Annotated in this window: 8 protein-coding genes; 3 read left to right on the top strand and 5 right to left on the bottom strand. The window is 44.2% G+C overall.

Features of this window, described 5'->3' with window-relative positions:
- Window positions 1-519 precede the first annotated feature (519 nt).
- The 3 genes from GF309_15690 to GF309_15700 all read left to right on the top strand — a co-directional run bounded on the left by GF309_15690 (window position 520) and on the right by GF309_15700 (window position 3,989).
- Complete coding sequence (locus GF309_15690) at window positions 520-1,098, top strand: methyltransferase domain-containing protein (protein ID MBD3160220.1); 579 nt, start codon at window positions 520-522, stop codon at window positions 1,096-1,098.
- Window positions 1,099-1,312: 214 nt separating this feature from the next.
- Window positions 1,313-2,008, top strand: a complete 696-nt coding sequence (locus GF309_15695) for a hypothetical protein (protein ID MBD3160221.1) — start codon at window positions 1,313-1,315, stop codon at window positions 2,006-2,008.
- A gap of 265 nt (window positions 2,009-2,273) precedes the next feature.
- Window positions 2,274-3,989 carry a hypothetical protein gene (locus GF309_15700; protein ID MBD3160222.1) on the top strand — a complete coding sequence of 572 codons (1,716 nt, stop codon included), beginning with the start codon at window positions 2,274-2,276 and terminating at the stop codon, window positions 3,987-3,989.
- Between the two features lie 341 nt (window positions 3,990-4,330).
- Here the strand turns inward: GF309_15700 and GF309_15705 are convergent, their stop codons facing one another.
- The 5 genes from GF309_15705 to GF309_15725 all read right to left on the bottom strand — a co-directional run bounded on the left by GF309_15705 (window position 4,331) and on the right by GF309_15725 (window position 9,523).
- Window positions 4,331-4,687: a hypothetical protein gene (locus GF309_15705; protein ID MBD3160223.1), complete on the bottom strand. Its 357-nt coding sequence runs from the start codon at window positions 4,685-4,687 to the stop codon at window positions 4,331-4,333.
- Window positions 4,688-4,906: 219 nt separating this feature from the next.
- On the bottom strand, window positions 4,907-7,591 hold the full coding sequence (locus GF309_15710; protein ID MBD3160224.1) for a hypothetical protein: 2,685 nt from the start codon (window positions 7,589-7,591) through the stop codon (window positions 4,907-4,909).
- A 99-nt stretch (window positions 7,592-7,690) separates the two neighbouring features.
- Window positions 7,691-8,080 (bottom strand): hypothetical protein, encoded by a 390-nt coding sequence (locus GF309_15715; protein MBD3160225.1) that lies wholly within the window; start codon window positions 8,078-8,080, stop codon window positions 7,691-7,693.
- Between the two features lie 414 nt (window positions 8,081-8,494).
- The gene (locus GF309_15720; protein ID MBD3160226.1) at window positions 8,495-8,896 is read right to left on the bottom strand and encodes a PIN domain-containing protein; all 402 of its coding nucleotides are present in this window, start codon (window positions 8,894-8,896) and stop codon (window positions 8,495-8,497) included.
- Window positions 8,897-8,899: 3 nt separating this feature from the next.
- A complete protein-coding gene (locus GF309_15725; GenBank protein MBD3160227.1) occupies window positions 8,900-9,523 on the bottom strand; it encodes a hypothetical protein in 624 nt (207 codons plus the stop codon).
- Window positions 9,524-9,601 lie beyond the last annotated feature (78 nt).

A 9,601-nucleotide genomic window follows, 5' to 3' on the forward strand; every position in this document is an offset into this window, starting at 1 on the left:
CATGTACGTAACCTCTTTTCATTCTAATCAACAAGTTCTCTATTATGCTCATATTTATGAGTGGGTGTTAGCATTTGAGCGTTTCGTAGCCGCACATAATATCGATTCAGCGGAGTATTCCAAGTTTATTCTGAACTTGAGATTTCAGGCAACAATGAAAGCACCTATTCTTTGAAGAGCCTATGCTGTGGAGCACGAATCCTCCCAAGAAGACCCTTGCCGTTGTGAAGAATCTAGGGATGGAGATACTGTTTGAGGGAGGGCTGAAACTGGGTGGAGAGCGACAATACTGAATTTTCGCCCAGAAAGTGGGTTCTTCACAATGAGATTATGCAAATAATGGATTGCACTCATTTAAGTGAGATAAATGCCCCAAGCATCACGCAATGATGCTGGCGAATTTTCTTCGGGATTCAATTGGCAAGGTGATGGGCAGGCTATGAGAAATTTACCTCGTGGATATCGCTTCGTTTTTGAGAAGTATGAGTAACATAGATGTATTGCTTTGTTGCGGAAGGAATGTTCTTGACAAAATACGACATATACTATGAAGAAAGAGACCACTTCGGAGAGCCGTATCCAGAGCTCGTGAAGTTCTTCAGCGAACAAGAACGTCGAGGGAAGGTGCTTGATTTGGGATGTGGACAAGGAAGGGATGCACTAGCTCTTGCACGCCTTGGCTATGATGTCACGGGTGTGGATCATTCTAGTGTTGGAATCAAACAGATGATACAGGAGGCGAAGAAGGAAAACCTGCAAGTGGAGGGCGTAGTTGCGGATCTATTCGAGTATCCTATTGAACCCGATTTCGATTATGTTCTTCTTGATTCTATTCTTCATTTCTACAGAAGAGATCGAGAAAAGGAAACTCAGTTCTTGCACCGCATTATGGATTCAGTGAAAATAGGTGCATTTCTCTGCATGTTTGTTAGCAAATCGAAGACAACTGAGCCGGTATTAGAAAAGATTCTCAAAGATGTTGCTAATTCATGGACAATTGTGGAAGATCGATATATCAAGTATCGAGAAGCCAATTCCCTGTTTCGAATGGTTGTTGTGCAAAAGAAAGCATCAGAAGGAAATGTCAAGACCGCTTAGAGGTGATTTTCTATTGGGTTGTTATTTGCTGTATGATACAGTTCTTTGAAGAACCAACATCGAATCCTTTTTCCGAATTGTCAGTCACCATGTTGCTTGTCTAAAACGAAACTCAAAAATCAGCTAATGACTTCCCGAAGAAAGACACAAAAACGAAATCTAGAAATGCTTTCAGGTATTTGATGACACAAAGCCTGGAAAGGGAGTACTCTTCATGATCGAGCCTGCTGAATGGTCTGAAATCAATGATTCAAGGATACAAATCAACCTCCAGCTAAGAACTGGTCTTGTTGGAATCCTGATGCTAGTTATTTCATCGATACTGAATGCGCTTCTCCCGATCATTTCCTTTTCAGTAGATTTGACTCTCGGAATTTGGATTGGTTTCTTGCAAGATTCTGCTGGAGTAACTGCAGGTGCCTTCCTTATAGCAGGGAATATTGCTATTCTGAAAAGAAATGGAAGTGAACGTGCCTGGATACTTTTTGTTGTCTATGTATTTGGATGGGCTTGGCGATATGCGTACTCCTATGGGATATTCCCATGGCTTGTTAGCTTGGAAGGGGTAGCTTCTATTCTGGCTCTGAATCTAGTAAGCTTCAGCCATGCATATATCGTGATTATTTTGGTTGTCTATGCATGGTGGAGTATCCACGAAGTAGTATCAAACAAGGCAATCTACCTATCATACCTCTCTCTTTATGCGGGTTATCCTCTTCTCAGCTACCTCGTTACAGGTATTCTGTTTGGGTTTGGAGGAATACGTGTAAGGACCGTCGAGGAGGCTTTCATCTATAATATACCCTCGCTCATCATCTCACTGATGACTTCCCTTGTACTCCTACTTTTCTATCTCTCTCAGATTGATGATGAGCGTTCGAGAAGCGGACAATCTCTAGTCAGCTACTAGAATGGATTTTGATGATTCTAAGTTTGTCGGGAACCTTACAAATTTCTTTCATTCTTGTCCTGCAATTATTTGGCAATAGGGCAGTTGCAACCTATCCAGAACATCTATGCAGAACCATTTTTCGACTGCGAACGATAACCTCTCAAGCATAGGCAATCCGAACACACATCCCCCTTCGAGTTGAAATGCCGCAAGTGCTGACGGTACCGGGCGAAGGCGAAATGCTTTCATACACAGAAGGTATCAATCTACATAGGGTAGGCAATTGAGAGAGTCAAGGGCAATCATCGTTGGATTAGTCGTCATTTGTCTTCTGATGCTATGTCCCCGCTCACAGAAATTCCCTGAGCTGAGAGAACGCCTAATAGAACATTCACAAACTGAATTGAGTGGATCATATACCAGACATGAACCAATTTCTGTATCTAACGATTCGGGTTTTTCATCGCAAGGTTGGCCTGGTGAAGGCAGTCTGGAAGACCCCTACGTCATCGCTGACTTGAATATTACAAACGCTTCAATTAGCATAAGTATCGTAAACACAACTGCACACTTTGAAATAAGCAACTGTAGGATATCTTCGACAGCCTACACACCTAACGACGGCATTCTTTTCAGAAATGTCACACACGGGAAAGTTCGAGACTGTATAATCAGTCACCACGGTCATGGAATCAAGATTTCCTCTTCGCGTAACATCAACCTTGAGTCGAACACTGTTCATCATAACTTGGATAGCGGACTCTATCTTGTGAGTTCGGTGTATTGCACCCTTTCGAGTAACTGCGCGTTCTCGAACTCCCTCGAGGACTACCAAGCAGCTGGAGGATTCTTCATTGTAGAATGCAACAAGACCGTGCTTTCGAAGAATGTTGCTTACGAAAACAACGGCAGGGGGTATCTCATCCGATATTCATATGGATGCAAATTAGCGCATAACACAGCACATGGAAACGATTTGAGTGGGTTTTTCTTATACGTTTCGGAGACATGCCTGTTGCGTAGCAATACTGCTTCGAATAACTCAGTTGATGATTTCTATTCGATTGGCGGCTTCCGTTTGCTGGGCTCAAAACACTGTCTGCTGGAAAACAACACATCATCAAAAAACCATGGAAATGGCTTCCTTCTGGCGTATGGAGAAAACGCCACAGTTGCTGACAATACAGCCAGAGATAATAAGGTAGGGTTCAACTTAGATTTCTTTGATGATACCAGAATAGTGAACAATACCGCCTTTGGTAATTCAGATGGATTCACTATTTCATTTTCCGATTACATGCAAGTCACTGGCAATACTGGGTCCAATAATTCGGAAACTGGGTTTCTACTTACCAGTTCCTCGTTGTGTGTGTTTTTCCGCAACACTGCCATTGGTAATGAGCTAGGTGTAGCATTGGAAGGGAGCTGTGAAGACAATATCCTCTATGAAAACCGGTTGGGGTACAACGAAGAAACCAATGGTCTCGATAATAGCTGGACGAATGCGTGGGATAATGGGGCTTCCGGGAACTACTGGAGCGATTATGATGGAAGCGACCAATACATCATCCCTGGATCTGCCAACAACACAGACAGACACCCGCATCTTCTTGATCTACTTCACCCTCGAATAGATCACCCTTCCGACGTTATAATCATCGCGTATACTCCGGGAGAGAACATAACCTGGAATCCCAGTGACCGAAATCCGTATTCTTTCGAAGTCTATCAGAATGGTATTCTTATCCAATCAGGGTACTGGAATGGATCAAGAATTCTCACCGACATTAGTGAAATAGATAGTGGGGTTTACAACTTCACATTGGTCGTTTACGACAAGACTCTAAACAGCGTCAGCGACACGGTGATTGTTGAAGTACGTCCTAACCCTATAGATGCCATTCTGCCGGGTATAGTCATTGTCTTAGGTGTAGCAGTGACATTTGTTATTATTCAAGAATGTAGAGAATTTGTTATAGATGAGCAAGGAGGCTCCTAACAGGTCAATTGCCTCTACGAAGCACTCCTTCGCTTACATCGTACGACCATCAGGAATATTCATTGCACCAACCGAGCACTTGGATACACGATAACCCTTGTTTTCAAATCCAAGAGATAAGTCGCGTTGGAGAACATGTCATCTCCATTCAAACTTCTGATTCGGTTAGGCAAAGACAACAAACGATACCTTCCGGGTAATTGAGCGTCCCTCCAATCCTTGCCCCGTACCACAGCTGATTCCACTTGCCCTTTTTTCTCCCGCCTCACAATTTCTGGAATCTCTTCTCAAAGCCATCATTTTCTTGATTGCCGTACTACAATAGGTCGTGAACTCCAAACTCAGACTTCTTCGAATGTCGCCTTCACGACAGCGCCGCAGTAGCTGCACTTGGCTTCTAGCGGCCCAACCCAATCTACGATTTCAGGGGATAATGAAGCACCACAAGAAGGGCATGTATCTGGAAGGCGTACGGTTTGCATACTGGAGCCATCAGAAGCAATCGCTTCACGACGATGCTCCTCCGGGATCACATAGGCGGGCGGCTGCACGGCAAAACCGCTCGTATGAACCTTTCTCCTGAAGGCAATACCGCAGATAATCAACACGATAACGGGCAGAAGCAACGGAAGCAAGAAGAAACCGAAAAATGTGCCAAAATCCCAGAAATTCTCAAACGGGGTGGTTGGAAATTGCAATCATAAACCGTCTCCAGACATATTCCATCACATGTAGTCTGTGAATGCTCCTTATTATCCTTGTCAGAGAGCTGGAAAGAATCTATCTGCTTTTTCTGTCCTGTCACTAGCATGTGAAAACCTAAGCAATCAACTCCGTAAGCTTCATTCCCTGTTGTTTGAAACGCAGATGCAATCAATTCATGTTCTTCAGCGGGGGTGGGAGCTCCGAACAGGAGCTTACCCACGATTCCATTTGACGAAAATCACCGACAGAACAAGAGCAACAGCAACACCTGCCAATCCAATTACGAGGACACCGAAAGGCAACTCGCCTAAAGGTGTAGTTTGGTTAGTAGTATCAGTTGTTGTGGTTGTGGTGCTAGTTGTACCACCAGCCTCTACCACCATGACGATAACCGTATCGCTCGTTGTATTGCTGATCGTATCAGACACTATGATTGTATAGTTGTAGGTCCCTACATCAAGTCCGTCCACAGACAATGTGATATCACCCCCATCCCAAGTACCAGACTCTGCGAGGGTTCCATTGCGGTAGATTTCATAGGTGTCAGGACTGAAATCCCATGGACTCCACGTGATAGCGTGACCTGTCGATCCGACCTCATATTCAATATCGTCTGGTTCATCAATGGTTGGTGGAGAGAAAGGTGCGACTATAACAAACACCGTGTCACTGACCGGATTCCCACTGCTTCCAGAAACCACGATTGTGAAATTATGTATACCTGGATCCAGACCGTCGACGTCAATGGTGATATTATCGCCATCCCAACCACCAGAAGCGATGAGGCTTACGTTTCTAAAGAGTTCATAGGACGTCGGGTCACCGGCGAATACATTCCATGTTATTGAATTACCAGTAGTGCCCTGCTCATATACGATGTCCCAAGGATGGTCAAGAGTCATGGATGTGGGGGGACAAACGGTGACCATGACAGAGTCAGTAGCACTATTGCCGTTTGCGTCATAGACAATGAGTGTATAGTTGTGCGTGCCTACATCAAGTCCATCAACCGAGATAGGTATAACTTCCGAACTTGCGTTCCAAACACCTGATTTCACGAGGGTACCGTTTCTCAGAATCTCGTAGGAGCCTGGGACAATACCTGATGGGTTCCATGTTATCGAATTGCCAGTAGTAAACCGTTCATACTCGATATCCTGCGGACTGTCGATATCGGGCCTAAGGCTATGGAAGTGCCTCGGGTTTCTGCTGAGCTCAACAGATTCGCCAACGACATACTGCGACACATAGAAGGGGCCTGAAGTTACCATTTCTTCAGCTGGGGGGTTGGGATCCCACGTGTTCCAGCCATTGAGACCTATATCGATGAATATGTGCCTTGGTATGATTGGCTTGTACGCGACCGTGTGCAGGTGCCAGTATGACTCAGTGTTGAATTCCACCTCAAGTGTATACGGTGCCTTGGCGTAAGCCGCAGTCATCTCTGTTAAATCAACACCATACGGATTACCGGGGGAATCACGATAGTAGTTCAGCGAAAATGCAACATCCTCGGCTGTTAGCGGTTCGCCGTCTGTCCAGCTAGCGTTTTGGACCATATTGAAGGTGAATCTTGTGTGACCGTCTGGAACATTCGGATCGTCTGCATGGGTCTTTGCCGTGTAATCAGTAATCAGGCAATTTTTGTTATCTCCAGTCCAGTCCCGCTTGATAAGGCTGTCATATAGCATATCAAGAACGTTCATGGTGTACGTGGAAGACGTGACCATGAAATTGAAAGAGTCAACATCCATCGGATTGCTCCATGTGAAGGTGCCTCCGAATGGGCCCCCCTCTGAGTCTATGAGATGAACCTTGTAGTTGGTCCAGTATCCTGGAACTCCACAACTAACATCATTCTTGTGTTCTTCGAATCTATCGGTCCTGTAGGCTGAAATCTCGAAGTTCTCGTAGGCTATGATCATGGGAGACTGGTAGACCCAGATTTTCTGCATCTCGATTGCTGCTTCATACACGTCTTCGTACCCAGTTGCATGGAGCAGCTGATCTCTCCAGCTATCATAGGTCGCGTTGGCAAAGTTCGGGAAGTTCCAGTATGGCTCATCAGCGTATTCGGACCAGTACTGATAGGCAAGCCAGTCAACATCAAAATCACTGAATGACGAGCCGAGGAATGCCATGTCATAGTCACCGTGGAAGTACAGACGGTTCAGGTATTCGTAGAAGTCAGTAGGTTCAGAAGTGGCATCAACATTGAGTGCCTGCAGAGCATCGGCGAAAATGGCACCGATCTCAATGGCGAGATTGGATGAATCTGCACACTCGATGAGGACATCGAAGTCCTCTCCATTCGGGGCCTCTCTGAGCCCATCCTCATCAGCATCTGCAAAGCCGGCTGCATCAAGTAGCTGGTTACCAATTTCGACGTTGGCCTCGTAGTAGTGGTATGTTAGCTTGTCTTCAACAGAAAATGGGTTTACTTGTGGTACACAGCTGTCCTGTGGAAAGGACAGACTGTCCCAAACGTCCGCAGAAATGGATTGTTTGTCTACAGCAAAAGCAAGAGCCCTTCTGAAAGCGGTTATGTTCTGTGGGTACGCATCATCTCTGCAGTTGATGGTTATAGACCCATACCCGTTTCTGAGTTTATTCGCTGTCGCTATATCATCTGATTGTTCGAGTTCCAGCAAGAAGCTTGGGTCGACCCTGTCACCGATCAGGTCGATTTCACCATTTTGCAGAGCGAGAACAGCCTCGTCGTCCTGCGTAATCACGTCGTACACAATTTTGTCTACGTAAGGTCCACTTCCTGCCGTGCTCGATGAAGCTGCGATTTCAGGCAATAACGGAGATGCCACAGATATTACAAATAGACTCAAAATTAGACTAGCGGCAAATAGCGGAGCATTATCATTATTCATTCGAATTCCTCCCATCCTCCTAGAAGATAGGCTGACAGTACTATATCCAGTCCTCTGTTATAATGATTACGGACACCAAGAGTGGACCGCTGTTTCATCAACGCACGTGAATGTTCACAGTTTTTCATAATTAATGATGAATTCCAAGAACAGAACTGCAAAGAAGAAGTCAAACGAACCAAACGCGACAATCATGAAGGTCAGATCTCCCAATAGAAAGTAAATCACGCAAGATCCAAAAAAGGAGAGCTTACTCAAAACTCCTAACCAGACAATGCCCCGATTTTTGTGAATATCCTGCCCTACAATGAAATAGCCAATTCCGTAAACAAATATCAAACCCAGCAAAGCATGCAAGAAGAAAAGGGTGGGAGGATTTGCTGTACCAAAGAGAACGAATATGTCTGGAATGGCAACACTGCCAACAAGAAAAGAGACCGCCATAAACCAGTTAAACACAGCCCCAATAGTAAACAGCCATCTGTAATAGTTCTCTTTGTTCATGACTATATTCTTCTGAAACCCAAATTTAAGTATAATTGACGTGAGCAGTAACATAGTTCCATGGCATTTATGCTGTAGGCGCGATTGGTGGTAGGTTCGCAGCTATGTTTTTTTGGTGTAGAATCAGTTCTTTCGTCCACGCTTTATTGGAAATCACCTTCTTTTCTGAAAGGGTGAAGCAAAACTTGATTATTGCTAACGCTCTGAAAGGCAGATTGCTTCATGGTGGAATGTGTGAATATGACAACATATCCGCCTAAAGGTTCAGTATAAGCAAGAAGACACAATATATGCCAAATAGGAATCCTCCATGAAGCAAGTCGATACATACGAAGTCAGTGCATCTCAATTTCTTCGGTCTTTCGGATAAAATACTGCATTCCTTCTACGATCCGGAGTATTCTCTATTTTTCGCTATACTACATTGAATCCCTGTGATTTGAAATGTCTGTCGAAGGTGAATACGTAATCCACATTTAGTCTGTTTATTACAACGAAAGATGTGCAATCAGTGAAACTAATCTCGGAATTCTCTAGTGTTTTGAAATAGTTCCAAGCATGCTTCTCCCACTGCTCGTCTATGAAGAAAGTAACTAACTCTGATTTTCGCAAAGATTCACCAAATGAAACTGCGCTTTGATGGTCTATCTTATGACAAATAAGTGTCAAAAGCTCATCAAGAACATAGTTGGTAGTTACAATTCGCCCCCACCTACCTTTCTGTATTTCCCTCATTGTTTCGATTGCATCTTCATGCTTTGCAGAACTACGGTTGTAGAAATCAAAAAACCCGCTAGTATCAACGAAAATGGACAGCTCCTACCTCTCCAGACCATAGATTTCTTCATCATGTTCGGATTCTAGAACAGTACCCTGCTTCGCGCTTGCTTTTCCACCGAGTGAAAAAATAGGGTCCTTTGGATTGACGTGAGATTCTGAGATTAGAGCTCTCGCTGCGTCTAGACTCATTTTTCTCTTCTGCCTATCTACTATCACTGTAATTTCGTCAGAATCTTGCGATGGAGTTGATAACAATCTAGAAACAGTATGATATGTGAATTCATTATCTTCAAAATAGGCACGATCTTGAATTCGCAGAGAAGACACAAGATTCCGGAGCTGCTCAATGATTTCACCCTCGACTGATAGAATCTGAGGCTCTTCTACTTGGCCTATGTCAGCTGTTGATGCCGTTGATAGATACTGATTAAGAATAGAGAATAGTCCCTGCTGCAACTCACTAAGGATTATACTAGCGTATACGATATCCAACCTTTCTGCTGCAGACGTGTCGGATTTTCTTTGATGAACCGGTAGGGTGTCAATTTCCTCCTTTGGAGATGGAGGAATCTCGGAAGCCCTTGTGTCATCATCAATCATGATGTTGCTCAGTATCGATGAATTTCCATGCTTGGTATATTTGATTTGGTCAACAGTTGACAACTACTCTTCCCCCCTCATATCACGAACTGTTTGTTCAAGCAAATCATGAACTTCTTCAATGAAAGTGGTGACCTCATA

The organism is Candidatus Lokiarchaeota archaeon, from assembly GCA_014730275.1.
Taxonomy (GTDB): domain Archaea; phylum Asgardarchaeota; class Thorarchaeia; order Thorarchaeales; family Thorarchaeaceae; genus WJIL01.

Excerpts from the sequence above, each read along its gene's own strand:
- GF309_15690 (MBD3160220.1), top strand. The coding sequence starts at position 520 with ATGTTCTTGACAAAATACGACATATACTATGAAGAAAGAGACCACTTC.
- GF309_15695 (MBD3160221.1), top strand. The coding sequence starts at position 1,313 with ATGATCGAGCCTGCTGAATGGTCTGAAATCAATGATTCAAGGATACAA.
- GF309_15710 (MBD3160224.1), bottom strand. The coding sequence starts at position 7,591 with ATGGGAGGAATTCGAATGAATAATGATAATGCTCCGCTATTTGCCGCT.
- GF309_15715 (MBD3160225.1), bottom strand. The coding sequence starts at position 8,080 with ATGAACAAAGAGAACTATTACAGATGGCTGTTTACTATTGGGGCTGTG.